This is a genomic window from Nocardioides candidus (genome assembly GCF_041321175.1).
Taxonomy (GTDB): Bacteria; Actinomycetota; Actinomycetes; order Propionibacteriales; family Nocardioidaceae; genus Nocardioides.
In genome coordinates this window covers 369,477-384,526 of record NZ_JBGGWC010000001.1, presented here as the reverse complement: position 1 = coordinate 384,526, position 15,050 = coordinate 369,477, and the positions used below count along the sequence as shown (strand labels likewise).

General features: G+C 72.3%; 15 protein-coding genes and 1 pseudogene. 10 read left to right on the top strand and 6 right to left on the bottom strand.

The window, feature by feature from the left end:
- The first annotated feature begins 131 nt into the window (after nucleotides 1-131).
- The gene (locus ACAX67_RS01900) at nucleotides 132-2,438 is read left to right on the top strand and encodes a molybdopterin cofactor-binding domain-containing protein (protein ID WP_370702122.1); all 2,307 of its coding nucleotides are present in this window, start codon (nucleotides 132-134) and stop codon (nucleotides 2,436-2,438) included.
- A 13-nt stretch (nucleotides 2,439-2,451) separates the two neighbouring features.
- Nucleotides 2,452-2,940, top strand: a complete 489-nt coding sequence (locus ACAX67_RS01895) for a (2Fe-2S)-binding protein (RefSeq protein ID WP_370702121.1) — start codon at nucleotides 2,452-2,454, stop codon at nucleotides 2,938-2,940.
- A 34-nt stretch (nucleotides 2,941-2,974) separates the two neighbouring features.
- Here the strand turns inward: ACAX67_RS01895 and ACAX67_RS01890 are convergent, their stop codons facing one another.
- A complete protein-coding gene (locus tag ACAX67_RS01890; protein WP_370702120.1) occupies nucleotides 2,975-3,556 on the bottom strand; it encodes a glyoxalase in 582 nt (193 codons plus the stop codon).
- Nucleotides 3,557-3,639: 83 nt separating this feature from the next.
- On the opposite strand from ACAX67_RS01890, the gene ACAX67_RS01885 reads away from it, so the two are divergent.
- Nucleotides 3,640-4,317, top strand: coding sequence for an SHOCT domain-containing protein (locus ACAX67_RS01885; RefSeq protein ID WP_370702119.1), 678 nt, complete (start codon nucleotides 3,640-3,642; stop codon nucleotides 4,315-4,317).
- On the opposite strand, the gene ACAX67_RS01880 is transcribed toward ACAX67_RS01885, so the two are convergent.
- Nucleotides 4,314-4,811 carry a DUF4383 domain-containing protein gene (locus tag ACAX67_RS01880; protein ID WP_370702118.1) on the bottom strand — a complete coding sequence of 166 codons (498 nt, stop codon included), beginning with the start codon at nucleotides 4,809-4,811 and terminating at the stop codon, nucleotides 4,314-4,316. The two genes, ACAX67_RS01885 and ACAX67_RS01880, sit on opposite strands and share 4 nt — an antisense overlap.
- A gap of 105 nt (nucleotides 4,812-4,916) precedes the next feature.
- Between ACAX67_RS01880 and ACAX67_RS01875 the strand changes: the two genes are divergently transcribed.
- Together ACAX67_RS01875 and ACAX67_RS01870 are read left to right on the top strand one after the other, a co-directional pair.
- A complete protein-coding gene (locus ACAX67_RS01875) occupies nucleotides 4,917-6,176 on the top strand; it encodes an MFS transporter (protein ID WP_370702117.1) in 1,260 nt (419 codons plus the stop codon).
- A 40-nt stretch (nucleotides 6,177-6,216) separates the two neighbouring features.
- Entirely contained in the window at nucleotides 6,217-6,819 is a 603-nt protein-coding gene (locus tag ACAX67_RS01870) for a TetR/AcrR family transcriptional regulator (RefSeq protein WP_370702116.1), read from the top strand.
- A 7-nt stretch (nucleotides 6,820-6,826) separates the two neighbouring features.
- On the opposite strand, the gene ACAX67_RS01865 is transcribed toward ACAX67_RS01870, so the two are convergent.
- The gene (locus ACAX67_RS01865; RefSeq protein ID WP_370702115.1) at nucleotides 6,827-7,567 is read right to left on the bottom strand and encodes a calcium-binding protein; all 741 of its coding nucleotides are present in this window, start codon (nucleotides 7,565-7,567) and stop codon (nucleotides 6,827-6,829) included.
- A 161-nt stretch (nucleotides 7,568-7,728) separates the two neighbouring features.
- On the opposite strand from ACAX67_RS01865, the pseudogene ACAX67_RS01860 reads away from it, so the two are divergent.
- Both ACAX67_RS01860 and ACAX67_RS01855 read left to right on the top strand, forming a co-directional pair.
- Nucleotides 7,729-8,103, top strand: a pseudogene (locus ACAX67_RS01860) (nuclear transport factor 2 family protein); the annotation flags it as partial.
- Nucleotides 8,103-8,807 carry a L,D-transpeptidase family protein gene (locus tag ACAX67_RS01855; protein ID WP_370702114.1) on the top strand — a complete coding sequence of 235 codons (705 nt, stop codon included), beginning with the start codon at nucleotides 8,103-8,105 and terminating at the stop codon, nucleotides 8,805-8,807. The pseudogene ACAX67_RS01860 and the gene ACAX67_RS01855, both read left to right, overlap by 1 nt.
- On the opposite strand, the gene ACAX67_RS01850 is transcribed toward ACAX67_RS01855, so the two are convergent.
- The 3 genes from ACAX67_RS01850 to ACAX67_RS01840 form a co-directional block, all read right to left on the bottom strand.
- A complete protein-coding gene (locus ACAX67_RS01850; protein ID WP_370702113.1) occupies nucleotides 8,797-9,627 on the bottom strand; it encodes a PhzF family protein in 831 nt (276 codons plus the stop codon). The genes ACAX67_RS01855 and ACAX67_RS01850 overlap by 11 nt on opposite strands.
- Before the next feature lie 33 nt (nucleotides 9,628-9,660).
- Nucleotides 9,661-10,620, bottom strand: a complete 960-nt coding sequence (locus ACAX67_RS01845) for an esterase/lipase family protein (protein ID WP_370702112.1) — start codon at nucleotides 10,618-10,620, stop codon at nucleotides 9,661-9,663.
- Nucleotides 10,621-10,681: 61 nt separating this feature from the next.
- A complete protein-coding gene (locus tag ACAX67_RS01840; protein WP_370702111.1) occupies nucleotides 10,682-11,182 on the bottom strand; it encodes an Lrp/AsnC family transcriptional regulator in 501 nt (166 codons plus the stop codon).
- Between the two features lie 111 nt (nucleotides 11,183-11,293).
- Here ACAX67_RS01840 and hppD point away from each other — a divergent pair, with 111 nt between their 5' ends.
- The 3 genes from hppD to ACAX67_RS01825 all read left to right on the top strand — a co-directional run bounded on the left by hppD (nucleotide 11,294) and on the right by ACAX67_RS01825 (nucleotide 14,973).
- Nucleotides 11,294-12,496: a 4-hydroxyphenylpyruvate dioxygenase gene (gene hppD, locus ACAX67_RS01835; protein ID WP_370702110.1), complete on the top strand. Its 1,203-nt coding sequence runs from the start codon at nucleotides 11,294-11,296 to the stop codon at nucleotides 12,494-12,496.
- 138 nt (nucleotides 12,497-12,634) lie between these two features.
- The gene (locus ACAX67_RS01830; RefSeq protein ID WP_370702109.1) at nucleotides 12,635-13,834 is read left to right on the top strand and encodes a homogentisate 1,2-dioxygenase; all 1,200 of its coding nucleotides are present in this window, start codon (nucleotides 12,635-12,637) and stop codon (nucleotides 13,832-13,834) included.
- Complete coding sequence (locus ACAX67_RS01825) at nucleotides 13,831-14,973, top strand: fumarylacetoacetate hydrolase family protein (protein ID WP_370702108.1); 1,143 nt, start codon at nucleotides 13,831-13,833, stop codon at nucleotides 14,971-14,973. Before ACAX67_RS01830 ends, ACAX67_RS01825 begins: the two co-directional genes overlap by 4 nt.
- Nucleotides 14,974-15,050 lie beyond the last annotated feature (77 nt).

Sequence of the window (15,050 nt, the reverse complement as noted above, 5' to 3'; positions counted from 1 at the left end):
GCCACCCGCCGCCCGGCGGCTTGTAGCGCGATCCAACCGGCCTTGGACATCGGCACATGGCGGGCATCGCGGCGCGGGTGGCAGCGTGCAGACGTCTGCGCATGGCGCGCGTCCCCCTCGGAAGGACCTCGATGACGGAAACCAGAGCCCCCCTGGAGATCGGTCGTCGGCGAGTCGTCGGATACCTGCTCGCCGCGCCGACCCTCGCGGTCGCCGTGCGGGTCGGCCTCGACGGCGCGCTGCCCGAGATCGCCGGCGCAGTCCCCACCCCGCCGGGACCGGCCGACATCTTCGACCTCAACGACCTGCTCACGCTCGCCGCGAAGCCGACTGCACAGCTGATGCGGCTCGAGGTGCGCCCGGACGGCACCGCCCACTTCGAGCTGCCGCGCTCGGAGAACGGTCAGGGCATCGTCACGTCCACCGCCATGATCATCGCCGAGGAGCTCGACCTCCCGGTCGGCAAGGTCGAGGTCACCCTGTCGGACGCACGCCCCGAGCTGCTGTTCAACCAGCTGACCGGCGGGTCGAACACGACCGTGTCGACCTGGAAGCCGATCCGCACGTTGGCCGCGGTGGCGCGCGGGCGGCTGCTCGAGGCGGCCGCCGAGCAGACCGGCGCCTCCGTGGGCGACCTGAGGACCGAGGACGGCGCGGTCGTCACCGCGGCCGGTCGGCGGATCAGCTACGCCTCGCTCGCCGAGGCCGCCGCGGTGTCCTCCGACCGCGCGTTCTCCGCGGAGCTGAAGGACCCGAGCGACTTCACCGTGGTCGGCCGGCCGCACCGCCGTACCGACGCACTCGAGGCGGTCACCGGACGCAAGCAGTACACGATGGACCTGCAGGTGCCGGGCGCGCTGCCGACGATGATCTGCCGGCCGCCGACCATCAACGGCACGGTCGGCAGCGTCCACAACCAGGCGGACGTCGAGGCGATGCCCGGCGTCACCCACGTCGCGGTCGTGAGCACCGGCGTCGCCGTCCGCGCGGCCACGTTCGGCCAGTGCATCGACGCGGTCCGGGCGTTGCAGGTCGACTGGGAGGGCGGCACCGCGGAGGGGCAGTCCGACGCCGACGTGGAGAAGAGGCTGAAGCGCGCCCAGATCCCGCTCGTCGTGCCGAAGCTGCCCGGCATCACCAAGACCATCGACACCGCGTTCACGTTCTGGTTCGCCACCAACAGCGCGCTCGAGACCAACTGCGCCATCGCCGACGTCCGCGCGGACGGTGCGGAGATCTGGGGCGGCATGAAGTCGCCGATCACCGCCCAGCAGGAGATCGCGGCCCTGCTCGGCATGGCCGCGAGCAAGGTCAAGCTCCACGTCGTCCAGGGCGGTGGCTCCTTCGGGCGCAAGCTGTTCTTCGACGCCGCGCTCGAGGCCGCGGAGATCTCGCAGGCGATGGGCGTGCCGGTGAAGCTGATGTGGCACCGCACCGACGACTTCCGCCAGGGCCGGGTGCACCCGATGTCGACCGCGCGGGTCCGCGCCACGATCGGCGCCGGGCAGGTGCTCACCTACGAGCAGCGCCACACCAGCCTGACGACCGACTTCTCGCACGGACTCGGCGAGATCATCACCGCCTACAGCGCGGCCCTGCCGGTGGGTGACATCGGCTTCTCGCAGACGGTCTTCGAGCTGAGTCAGTCGACGCACTACAACTTCGGCGTCACGACCCAGCTGCTCAACGAGATCGACCACAGCTTCAACACGAGCAGCATGCGGCACATCTACTCGCCCAACACCGCGGTCGCCCGCGAGCTCACGGTCGACAAGATCGCGGAGGCCATGGGCAAGGACCCCTACGAGCTGCGGCACCGGTTCGCCCGCAACGCGCGGCTGCGTGGCGTGCTCGAGGCGGTCGCGGAGCGCGGCAGCTGGGGCCGGAGGATGGGCAGCTACCGGGCCCAGGGCCTGGCGGTGCACAGCGAGTACCACAGCTGCACCGCGGCGCTCGTCGAGATCGACTGCCGCCCGACCACCGTCGGGCGCAAGGTCCGTGACGCGGTCACCGGTCCCCGGGTGACGAAGGTGGTGCTCGCCGTCGACGCCGGGCTGGCCGTCAACCCGAAGGGGCTCGAGGCGCAGATGATGGGCGGCATCATCGACGGCATCGCGCTGGTGCTCACCTCCAGCCTGCACCTGCGCGACGGCTACTTCCTCGAGGGCAGCTGGGACAACTACGCCTACACGCGCGAGTGGAACGTGCCCTTCGAGGTCGACGTGATCGTGATGCCGCCGACGACGGGCGACCCCGGCGGGGCGGGCGAGCTCGCGGTCGCGCCGTCGGCCGCGGCCACCGCCACCGCGCTCGCCCGGGCCACCGGCACCATGCCGACGTCCTTCCCGGTCAACCACGACTCCCCGCTGCACTTCACGGTGAAGCCGACCGTGCCGCCCATCCCGCAGTCGCCCGTCAACGGCCTGACCCAGTACTGATCGGAGCGAGACGATGGCAGTCGCCACCTCCCGGCACACCTTCCTCCTCAACGGCGAGCGCGTCACCGTCGACGTCGCCGGCAACGTCCGGATGCTGTGGGTCCTGCGCGACCTGCTCGGCGTCACCGGGCCGAAGTACGGCTGCGGCATCAACGTCTGCAAGGCGTGCACCAGCCACATCAACGGACGCGCCTTCAACCCGTGCTCGGTGCCGGTCTCGAAGATCGGGCCCGACGACGAGATCACCACGATCGAGGGGTTGCCCGACACGGTCGGCCGCGAGCTCCACCCGATGCAGGAGGCCTGGCTCGACCTCGACGTCGCCCAGTGCGGCTACTGCCAGCCCGGGCAGATCATGGCCGCCGTGGACCTGGTCAAGAAGGTGCGCGCCGAGGGACGCGCGATCACCGACGCGGACCTCGACGGGTTGCGCAACATCTGCCGGTGCGGCACCTACCCGCGGCTGCGCGAGGCGATCCGGGAGGGCGCGAAGGGGATGTGATCCCCGCGCTGCACCACACACCGGTCCGGGCCCGTCACGCCGCGCCGGACGCGACGCCGATCGCGATGCCCTGCTGTCCCTGCCCGTCGTCGGGGACGCCGGCGTCCTTCGCCAGCGCCTTGCGGCCGTAGAGGGCGAGCTTGACCGCCCCGCCGCCGGACTCGAACTCGACGTACTTCTTGCCGAAGCTGCGCGCGATCGCCATCCCCTGCGCCACGTAGTGCTGCTTGGTGGCCGCCACGTCGTCGCAGCCGAGCAGGAGCACGAGGTCCTGGCACGCGTGGGTGACGGGCGCGCTGTCCTTCTTCGCGGAGCAGGCGATCTTCCAGATCGTGCCGTCGGGCGCGGCGAGCGTGCCGCCGTACCCCCAGAGCGACTTGGTGACCGGCTTGATCGCGCGCCCACCGGCGGCCAGCGCGGCGTCGTAGACCGCGGTGACGTCGCCGGGCTGGGCCATCACCAGGGAGAGGGTGAAGCCGCGGAACCCCGGGGCCGGGGCGCTCTCGCGGAGGTCGAGGACGGAGGTGTCGAAGGAGGCGCCGAAGGCGGCGTCGTAGAAGGTGCGGGCGGCGGCCGCGTCGGCCACGTCGAGGGTGAGGGTGTCGATGCTGTTCATGGCACCGACGCTAGGTCCGCGCGCCGGGCAAAGGCTTCTCGATTCCTGACCACCTGGTGCGGACGCGCACTACGATCCCGGCCGTGAGCACCCCCCAGCGGGCAGCCGTCGCGCCTCCGTCCTTCGTGGTCATCTTCGCCAAGACGATGGCCTTCATGCTCCTGTGCGGCATCGTCGGTCCGATCTTCCTGGTGGTCTACTTCGCCAGCGGCCGCGACCCGGTCGTCGCGTGGGCGTTGTGGACCGGCCTGGCCGTGACCCTGCTCGACGTCGGCATCGCGGTCCTCGTCGCGATGGCGCGGACCAGCTCGGCCCAGAAGTCCTACCGGCTCCACAGCGTGGGCCGCCGCGGCGTCGCCGAGATCGTCTCGGTCGAGCAGACCGGCGTGCGGATCAACGACCAGCCGCTGCTCGACCTGCACGTCCGGATCCACGGCGACGACATCGCGCCGTTCGAGGCGCACTCCAAGAGCGTGATCCCGGACTTCCGGCTGCCGCTGCTCTACGCCGGGCCGACGCCCGTGCTCGTCGACCCCGAGACCCAGGAGTGGGAGTTCGACTGGGACGCCGCCCGCCCGGCGGCGTACGCCCCGGGCGCTGCCTTCCTCGCCGCCCAGCAGGCCGCGGGCGCACCGGCCGCCGCGCCCGACCAGCGTCCCGTGGAAGAACGGCTGGCCGAGCTCGACGGCCTGCTGCAGCGCGACCTCATCGGTCGTGAGGAGTACGACGCCGCGCGGGCCCGCATCCTGGACCAGATCTAGCCGGTCCGGCCCGCGGGCCGGCCGCGGAGGTCGGCGAGCGACTCCTTCAGCCCGCCGTCGCGGCGCACCTGCACGGCCGCGACCGCGATCATCACCGCGCCCGTCACGAGGTGCACGACGCCGTCGGTGCGATTGTTGGGGAAGTGGAAGATCCACGCGACGTTGTGGGAGAAGAACGCCCACACGCCCGGCGCCATCCCGGCCACCGCCGCGAGCAGCAGGTAGGCGACCGCCCACGAGTTCCGGGTCGCGAAGTAGAGCCCGGGCGCGAAGAGCGCGAGCCCGGCGACCGCGTGCCAGCCGTTGTAGTCCATGCCCAGCAGCGGCTCGGTCGGTGCGTCCGGGCCGATCGCGAAGCTCGGCTCCACGATGAACCCGGCGATCGCCTGCACCACGTGCAGCACGCAGATCGCGAGCAGCCCGCGCTGGGCGAACGTCCACGGGTTGCCGAGCTCGGTGCTGTGGACCGCGGTGCTGCCGGGTCGGTCGGTCATGAGCGCGCCTCTCTCGTCCCGCTCGGGTGCGGGTCCATCACGCTATGTTGCCGGACCCGCTTCGTCCGCCCCGGCATCCCCACCGCTGTGCGAGGATCCACGGTCGTGACGACCAGCGAGGCGACGCGGTGGACGCCGTGGCGCACGGTCGTGGCGTTCGGCCTGGTCAGCATGGCCGCCGACATGGTCTACGAAGGCATGCGTGCGACGGCGGGACCGTTCCTCGGCACGCTGGGCGCCTCGGCCTTCACCGTCGGTCTCGTCACCGGCGCGGGCGAGGCGGTCGCCCTGGTGCTGCGCCTGGCGACGGGTGCCTGGGCCGACCACAGCGGAAGGCACTGGCGGCTGACCGTCGTGGGCTACGGGATGACCGCGGTCGCCGTACCCCTGCTGGCGGTGACACCCTTCCTCGGAGCGGCGGGGTTGGTGGTGGCCTCCGCGCTGATCCTGGTCGAGCGCACCGGCAAGGCGGTCCGGTCGCCGTCGAAGTCGGCGCTCCTCGCGCGGATGGCGACGGAGACCGGGCGCGGCAAGGGCTTCGCAGTGCACAAGGCCATGGACCAGGTCGGCGCCTTCGGCGGTCCGCTGCTGCTGGCCGGTGCCGCCGCGGTGACGGGCGTGCTGTGGCCGGGCTACGCCCTGCTCGCGATCCCCGGTGCGGCAGCGATGCTGCTGCTCGCGCAGCTGCGCCGCAACGTGCCGTCGGTCGCGGAGCCCGACCCCGAGGAGGGGCCTGACGACGTGCCTGTCGACGGGCCCGGCGACACACCCGTCCCGGCTCTGCCGCGTGCGACCGGTCGCCTGCGCGCGACGCTCGGTGTCGACCTCCCCGCCACGTTCCACCTCTTCTCGCTCTCGGCGGCGCTGACGACCGCGGGCCTGATGACCTTCGGCGTCATCTCGTACCGGTTCGTCGACCACGGCCTGGTCGCGCTCGCCGCCGTACCCCTCGTCTATGCCCTCGCGATGGCCGTGGAGGCGCTCGCCGCGCTCGGGACCGGCGGCCCGTTCGACCGCTGGGGCGCGCGGGTCCTGTTCGGCGTACCCGTCCTCGTCGCCGCGGTGCCCCTGTGCGTCTTCGCGGACCGGCTCTGGCTCGTGCTCGTCGGGGTGGTGGTGTGGGGCGCGGCGTACGGCATCCAGGACTCGACGGTGAAGGCGTACGTCGCCGACCTGGTCCCCGCGCGACGCCGCGCGACGGCGTACGGCGTCTTCGCCGCTGTGCAGGGTGTCGGCGCCCTCGTGGGTGGGGCCGTCGCGGGGGCGCTGGTCTCCGACCACGTCGACAGCCTGGCGGTGCTCGTGGGCGCGCTCCAGGCCCTCGCCCTCGGGCTGCTCGCCCTCACCCTGCGCTCGTCGCGCTGACCAGGCGGGCTATGCGTCCGGTCGGACGTAAGGTTGCCGGGTGACCCCGGAGCCCGCGACCGACGGCCGGCGGGTGCGCGGCGACGCGACCCGCAAGCGGGTGGCCCGCGAGGCGGCGATGATCGCCACGGTCGGCGGCCTCGACTCGATCACGGTCGGCAGGCTCGCGGAGGCCACCGGGGTCAGCAAGAGCGGCATCCTCACCGTCTTCGCCAGCCGCGAGGCGATCCAGGTCGCCGCCGTGGCCGAGGCGCGGAGGATCTACCGGGAGGTCGTCATCGCCCCGGCCTGGGGCGAGGCCCCGGGCGGCCCGCGGCTCCGCGCGCTCCTCGACGCGTGGGTCGCCTACGTCCGCGCGGGCGTCTTCCCGGGCGGCTGCTTCATCGCCGCCACCTCGGTGGAGTACGGCCACCGCGGAGGCCCGGTCGCCGACGCCGTACGCCGTCTCAAGCAGGAGTGGCTCGACCTCCTCGAGGCCGAGCTGTCCACCGCCGGCTCGCCCGCTCCGGCGGACGACGCCTTCCGGATCGACGCCTACCTCAACGCCGGCAACGTGCAGGACCAGCTGGCCTACGCCGTCGGGCCGGACTGGTCCGCCACCGAGCGGGCGGCCCGGCTCGCCCGCGCCGTCGTCCCCGACTGATCCGCCGTCAGGGCGCGGTCGTGCCCTCGCAGGACAGCTCGGCGGGGGACGCGCCGCCGTCGCAACGGTCGTTGCCGTTGCCGCCCACCACCGTCTGGCCGGTCTCGCCGGTCGGAGGTTCGAACGGGATGTCTGCCGTCAGCCGGTCGTTGCCGTTCTCGCCGTAGAGGCGGTCGACGCCCTCGTAGCCGTCGATCCAGTCGTTCCCGTAGCCGCCGTGGAGCTCGTCGTCGCCGCCCTTGCCGTAGATCTGGTCGGATCCCCAGCCCCCGCGGACCAGGTCGTCGCCGTCGCCGCCGTCGAGGTGGTCGGGCCATGCTCCTCCGAGGAGCACGTCGTTGCCGGGCCCGCCGCTGAGGTAGCTGGCGAGCGGGGTGAAGTCGGACGGCCCGGCGACGAGCCGGTCGTCGCCCTCCTGGCCCCGCAGCCAGTCGGTGCCGCTCTCACCCTGGAGGGTGTCGTCGCCGCCCATGCCGTCGATCTCGTCGACGCCGGCGCCGCCGCGAGCGAGGTCGTCGCCCTCGCCGAGGCAGATGTAGTCGTCGCCGCCGTGGCCCAGCACGACGTCGTCGCCGTCCCCGGCGAAGATGACGTCCCTCGACTCCGTGCCGACGATCCGGTCCGGGCCGGGTGTGCCCACGATGGTGGGGGTGAGGGCGCTGCAGGCCACCTCGTCGGCCACCGCAGGGGCGGGCACGATCGTCAGGGACGCCGCGGCGGCGACGCCTGCGAGTGCGGCTCGGAGCATGGTTCCGCCTTCAGGTCGAGCGATGCCTCAAGGTACGCCGGACGCCCTCCCTGCGCCACCGGATCGACCGAGAGCGCGCAGGGCGGTTGACGCGGCGGGCCGGCACGACAGACTGGACGTCCTTTCCCCGGTGAGCAGGAGGACCCACGCAGGAGTTCCGTGCCGCGGTCGAGGCCGGTGACACCGACGCCATGGCGGCCTGCCTGGCCGACGACGTGACCTTCACCAGCCCGGTCGCCTTCAAGCCCTACGAGGGCAAGGCGATCACGGCTGCGATCCTGCGCGGCGTGATGCGGGTCTTCGAGGACTTCCGCTACGTGCGGGCGGTCAGCGACGGCACCGACCACGTGCTGGAGTTCGAGACGACGGTCGACGGCAAGGCGGTCAACGGCGCCGACTTCCTCCACGTCGACGCCGACGGCCTGATCGACGACTTCAAGGTGATGGTGCGCCCGCTCTCGGGCGCCACGGTGCTCGCCGCCGCGATGGGTGCGCAGTTCGAGCGGATCGCGGCGGAGGCGGCGGCGGAGGCCTGATGCTGCGGACGGTCGTCGCGCTCCTCGTCGCGCTCCTCGTCACCGGCACGCTGGCGGCGGTGGCACCGGCGCCTGCCGACGCGACGTCACCCGCGGTCGAGGACGCGCAGCGCCGGCTCCACCAGCTCGGCTGCGACCCCGGCCGGGTCGACGGCTCGATGGACGGGCACACCCGGGCGGCGATCCTCCGGTTCCAGTCCCGCCACCGGCTGCCGCGGTCCGGTCGACTCACGGCGGCCACCGTGCGGCGGCTCGACGACGACCGCGCCCACCGGTGTGACCAGCGCCCGGTGCCGCCGCGCACGGGGACCGGTCGACGCATCGTGATCAGCCAGCGCCAGGACTGGGTGTGGTTGGTCGGCGCCGGCGGGAAGGTCGTCGGGCAGAGCGGCATGGTCGACAACCCGCACGTGCTGCACCCCGGCTGGAAGCGGGTCGGCTCCTACTGCGGCCGCACCGCGAAGATCCGGCACAACACGTCGGGCGACCTGTGGCTCGACGACTTCACCCGGTTCGCCGCCTGCGGCATCGGCTTCCACCGGATCCCGCGCCGGATGTCGACCGGCCACCAGATCCACCCGGACTGGCTGGTCGGCACCGACCTCCGGGTCTCCCACGGCTGTATCCGGCTGCCGGGGCCGTTCGCGGCGCGGGTGTGGGACTTCGGGTCGATCGGCACCCGGGTCCGTGTCGTCAGAGGCTGACGCTGCCGGCGATGGTGGTGACCGTCGCGCCGCCGATCCAGATCGTGCCGTCGCCATCGGTGTCGACGTGGACGCGTCCGGCCCGGCCGAGCGCGGTGCCCTGTGCGGTGACGAACGTGGGCGGGAGGGTGCCGTTGCCGATCAGCCACTGCGCGAGCGCGGCGTTGAGCGAGCCGGTGACCGGGTCCTCCGGGATGCCGGCGTCCGGCGCGAAGCCGCGGACCTCCGCCCGCACCTCGCCGCCGTCCGGGTGCAGGCCGACCACTCCGATGTCGAGGCCGTCGAACGCGCCGAAGTCAGGGGAGAGTGCGAGCACGGTGTCCGCGTCCCGTAGGAGGACGGCGACCCAGCCCGCCCCGTTGTCGGCCCACTGGCTGTCGACCACGTCGGAGCGGTCGATGCGGAGCGCGCGGGCGATGCGCTCGAGGTCGGCGTCGACGACCGGCCCGGACCGCAGCAGTGGCGGAGCCGCGAAGGCCAGCCGCTCGCCGCGCTGCACCCGGACCGGGCCGACCCCGCACTCCTGCACCAGCTCCTCGCCGCGCGGTCGGCCGCCGGCCTCGAGCCACGCGTGGGCGGACCCCAGCGTCGGGTGGCCGGCGAACGGGAGCTCGCCACCCGGGGTGAAGATCCGCAGTCGGTAGTCGGCCTCGTCGGTGGCCGGGGAGAGCAGGAACGTCGTCTCCGAGAGGTTGGTCCAGCGTGCGAACGCCGCCATCTGCTCGTCGGTCAGCCCGTCGGCGTCGTGCACGACCGCGACCGGGTTGCCCCGGAGCGGCTCGCTGCTGAAGACGTCGACCTGGCGGAAGGACAGCGGCATGCCGCCGACGGTAGCCGCCGGCCGCGCCCGGGGTCAGCCTCCGACGGGACCGACGAACGGCAGCACGACCCTGCACGGCACCGGCTGCGGGTGCGCCGGGTCGAGGGTGTTGAGCACGATCTGGGCCGCCACCGGGTCGGCCGCGATCTCGAAGTGCTCGGTGTAGTCGGTCTTGCAGTAGTCCTGGACGACCAGGTTGCGCATGCCGGGCTCGCTGCCGCTGGTGTAGGGCCGCACGAGCTCGTCGTACTTGGTCATGATGTTCGTGTAGTCGATCCGGCCGGCGAGCAACCCGCCCTCGCGCAGGTGCGCGAGGAACTGCGAGTCCGAGCCCATCTGCGGGCAGGCGTTGCAGATCGGGAAGCTGTCCTCGTCGAGGCCGAAGGCCTTGGCGAACATGCTCATCGGCAGCGTCGACCCGGTGCCGTGCCACAGCGGTGCGAGCGAGACGTAGCGCTTGATGAACCGGGCGCCGCCGAGGAACTTCGCGTAGTACTCCGGCATGTAGGTGCCCTGGGAGTGGCCGACGATGTCGACCTGGCGCGCACCGGTCGCCTGGAGCACCCGCGCGACGAAGACCTTGAGCTCCTGGGCGCTGTCCTGGATGGGTGCCATCCCGCCGAACTGGTTGACGGGCACGGGCGCGCCGGGCACGACGCCGTACGTCAGGGAGAACACGCAGTAGCCGTGGTTCTTCAGCAACGGCGCGTAGGCCTGCCAGTTGGTGTTCTTGTTGCCGAGAGTGCCGTGCACCAGCACGACGGGCCGCGGGTGCGCCGCGGTCGGCTTGCAGGCCCAGTCGTTGGCGCCCGGAGGGTCGGCGTCGAGCTTCGCGCCGGCGACGATCGCGCCGACGAGGAAGTTGTAGCTGACCGGCAGGTCGCCCCCGCCCGCGCTGTCGGCGTGACCGGCCGGCGCGGCGGCGAGGCTCGCGGTCAGGCCGAGGAGCGCTGCTCCGGCGGCGAGGGCTGAGCGGACGGTGCGACGACGCATGGTGACCTCCCGGGGTCCGTCGGGACGATAACGCGTTCTACTCGGACGAGGTCACGCCGTCTCAGCGGGAGCGGTACGCCGGCGCGCGGGCGTCGCGCTCCTCGGCCGAGCGCTCGAGGAGCGGCAGCACGCGGGGGGCGACGACGGTGCCCAGCACCACGACGCTCGTCGTACGCACGACCGACGGCGTGCGGTTGAGCTCGATCAGCGTCTCCTGCAGGTCGGCGTGGGAGGTCGCCGCGACCTTGCAGAGCACGTCGGCCGTGCCGGTGGTGACGTAGGCCTCCAGGATCGTCGGCATCGCCTCGAGCTCGGGCGCCAGCTGGTCGAGGGCGCCCTGGGCGATCTCCAGCGTCACGAACGCGGAGACGTGCTGGCCCGCGGCCTCGAGGTCGATGTCGGGCCCGTAGCCGGTCACCACCCCCGTCGACTCGAGCCGTTGGAGCCGCGACTGCACCGTCGCCCGGGCGACCTTCGTGATGCGCGACAGCTCGAGCGCGCCGGCGCGGGGGTGGGTGCGCAGGGCGGTGAGGAGGGCCAGGTCGAGGCGGTCGAGGTGCATGCTAGGCACAGAGCCTAGTTCACCGGGCATCTGCTGCGCACTGATGGCCACGGAGGCCAGCACTGACTGGCTCGTTTGAACAGCAGAACCGTCAGGCGGTTGGCTGTGCGCATGACCCTGGACCAGCTCACCGACGCCGAACGACTCGCCCAGCTCAGCCTCGAGCAGCTGCACCAGCTCGTGGGTCTGGTCGAGTACGACGACAGCCACGACCCGTTCCCCGTGACCGGCTGGGACGCGGTGGTCTGGGCGGTCGGCAACGCCACCCAGTCGGCGCACTTCTTCATGTCGGCCTTCGGCATGGACCTGGTCGCCTACTCGGGCCCCGAGACGGGCAACCGCGACCGCAGGTCCTACGTGCTGGAGAGCGGTGCGGTGCGGTTCGTCGTCGAGGGCGGCGTGCATCCCGACAGCGAGGTCATCGCCCACCACGCCCGCCACGGCGACGGCATCGTCGACATCGCGCTCGAGGTGCCCGACGTGGACCGGTGCGTCGCGCACGCGGCATCCCAGGCGGCGACCGTGCTCGAGGAGCCGCACGACGTGACCGACGAGCACGGCACGGTCCGGCGCGCCGCGATCGCGACCTACGGCGAGACCCGGCACACGCTGATCGACCGCAGCCGCTACCACGGCCCCTACCTGCCCGGCTACGTCGAGCGCCGCTCCACGCTCGTCCGGCCCGCGGGTGCGCCGAAGCGCCTCTTCCAGGCGCTCGACCACGTCGTCGGCAACGTCGAGCTCGGCCGGATGGACGACTGGGTCGACTTCTACCGCCGGGTCATGGGCTTTGCGAACATGGCGGAGTTCATCGGCGACGACATCGCCACCGACTACTCCGCGCTGATGAGCAAGGTCGTGGCGAGCGGCAACCACCGCGTGAAGTTCCCGCTCAACGAGCCGGCGATCGCGAAGAAGCGCAGCCAGATCGACGAGTACCTCGAGTTCTACCGCGGCCCCGGCGCCCAGCACCTCGCGCTGGCGACCAACGACATCCTCACCTCGGTCGACCACCTCCGCGCGGCCGGCATCGAGTTCCTCAACACGCCCGACTCCTACTACGAGGACCCCGAGCTGCGGGAGCGCATCGGCAACGTCCGCGTCCCGATCGAGGAGCTGCAGAAGCGCGGCATCCTCGTCGACCGCGACGAGGACGGCTACCTGCTGCAGATCTTCACCCAGCCCATCGGCGACCGTCCGACGGTCTTCTTCGAGCTCATCGAGCGCCACGGCTCGCTCGGCTTCGGCAAGGGCAACTTCAAGGCCCTCTTCGAGGCGATCGAGCGCGAGCAGGACAAGCGCGGCAACCTGTAGATCACCCGGACTGCGGGGGGTTTGCTGGCACTTGTCGGGGCTTGCAAAGGCCGACAAGTGCAGGAATCCCCGGTCGACCGGGGATTCCTGACCCCGACGCCCTCGACCACCACCCCCAGTTCCGAGGAAGGTAGACCCATGGCGCACTACCAGCGGTCCGGCGACGTACCGCCGAAGCGGCACACCCAGCACCGCGACCCCCGGGGCAACCTCTACTACGAGGAGCTCATGGGGGAGGAGGGGTTCTCCTCGGACTCCTCGCTGCTCTACCACCGGCACGTGCCGTCGGCGATGGTCGATGCGCGCACCTGGGACCTCCCCGACCAGACGACGGTCCCCAACGCGCCCCTGATGCCGCGGCACCTGGCGCTGCACGGGCTCTTCCCCGACGAGGAGTGGAAGGGCGTCGACGCGGTCACGGGCCGGCGGCTGGTGCTCGGCAACGGCGACGTGCGGATCAGCTACGCCGTGGTCGGCGTGACCTCGCCGCTCTACCGCAACGCGATCGGCGACGAGGTGGTCTTCGTCGAGAGCGGGCAGGCACGGGTCGAGACGGTCTTCGGCCATCTCGACGTCGACACGGGCGACTACGTGGTGATCCCGCGCGCGACCACGCACCGCTGGGTCATCGACGGCGACCAGCCCGTGCGCCTCTACGCCATCGAGGCCAACAGCCACATCGCCCCGCCGAAGCGCTACCTGTCGCGCTACGGGCAGCTCCTCGAGCACGCGCCCTACTGCGAGCGCGACCTGCGCCTGCCGACGTACGCCGATCCGGTCGAGGAGACCGACGTCGAGGTCTTCCTCAAGCACCGTGGTGCGGGCCCGGGCGGCATCACCGGGTCGGTGCACGTCGTGCCGCAGCACCCCTTCGACGTGGTCGGCTGGGACGGCTGCCTCTACCCCTACGTCCTCAACGTCGCCGACTTCGAGCCGATCACCGGCCGGGTGCACCAGCCGCCGCCGGTCCACCAGGTCTTCGAGGGTCACAACTTCGTGGTCTGCAACTTCGTGCCCCGCAAGGTCGACTACCACCCGCTCGCCGTGCCGGTGCCCTACTACCACTCCAACGTCGACAGCGACGAGGTGATGTTCTACGTCGCCGGCGACTACGAGGCGCGCAAGGGCTCGGGCATCGGGATCGGGTCGATCACCCTGCACCCCGGCGGCCACCCGCACGGTCCGCAGCCGAGCGCGATCGAGGCCAGCCTCGGCGCGGAGAGCTTCGACGAACTCGCCGTCATGGTCGACACCTTCCGTCCGCTGGAGCTCGGCGAGGCCGGACGCGCGAGCGACGACGGCGCCTACGCCTGGTCCTGGGCCGGAGGGCGTCGGTGACCCACCTCTACGGGGCCTTCGCCGTCGACGGCGAGGCCCGCGTCGGCGTGCGGTACGGCGACCAGGTGCTCGACCTCGCCGCGGCCCTCGAGCCCGGCCTGGCCGCAGCGGTGGCGGGCCCGAACCTGGACCGGCTCCTGGCCGGCGGCCGCACGTTGTGGGAGCAGGTTCACGCCGCGGTGGCGGACCTCGAGCCCCGGCCCGAGCACCTGCACCCGCTCGCCGGGGGGCGGGGGTTGCTGCCGTTCACCGTGGCCGACTACGTCGACTTCTACTCCAGCGAGCACCACGCCCGGAACCTCGGCCGGATCCTGCGACCCGGCCAGCCCGAGCTGCCGCCGAACTGGAAGCACCTGCCGGTCGGCTACCACGGCCGCTCCGGCACGGTGGTCGTCTCCGGCACCGACGTCGTGCGACCCAGCGGGCAGCGGCGCACGCCCGACGGGGACGTGGTCTTCGGACCGACCACGCGTCTCGACATCGAGGCGGAGGTGGGCTACGTCGTCGGCACGCCGTCGGCGCTCGGCACCGCCGTGCCGCTCGACGACTTCCGCGACCACGTCTTCGGCGTCTGCCTGGTCAACGACTGGTCCGCCCGCGACGTCCAGGCGTGGGAGTACCAGCCGCTCGGGCCCTTCCTCGGCAAGTCCTTCGCCACCTCGATCGGGGCCTGGGTGACGCCGCTGGCGGCCCTCGACGCGGCCTGGGTCGCCCCACCGCCACGCGACGAGCCGCTGCTGCCCTACCTCGACGATGCGACGACCGCGCCGGCCGGGCTCGACCTGCGGCTCGAGGTGCTCCTCAACGGGCACCGGGTCGCCGCGCCGCCGTACTCCTCGATGTACTGGACCGGCGCGCAGCAGCTCGCCCACCTCACGGTCAACGGAGCATCGGTGCGCACCGGCGACCTCTACGCCTCCGGGACGGTGAGCGGACCGGAGAAGGGTGAACGCGGCTCCTTCATGGAGCTCTCGTGGGCCGGCCAGGAGCCGATCGAGCTGCCCGACGGCACCACGCGCACCTTCCTCGAGGACGGCGACGAGGTGGTGATCACCGCGACAGCGCCGGCTCCGGGGGGTGGCACGCTCGAGCTGGGCGAGGTGCGCGGCACGGTGCGGCCCGGTCCCGCGGTGCGCTGACGCATCGACCGTCCTGGCTCCGGCCACACGAGAATCCCCAGTCCTGGTACGGGTTCTCTCCTCCCGGTGGCTAGAGT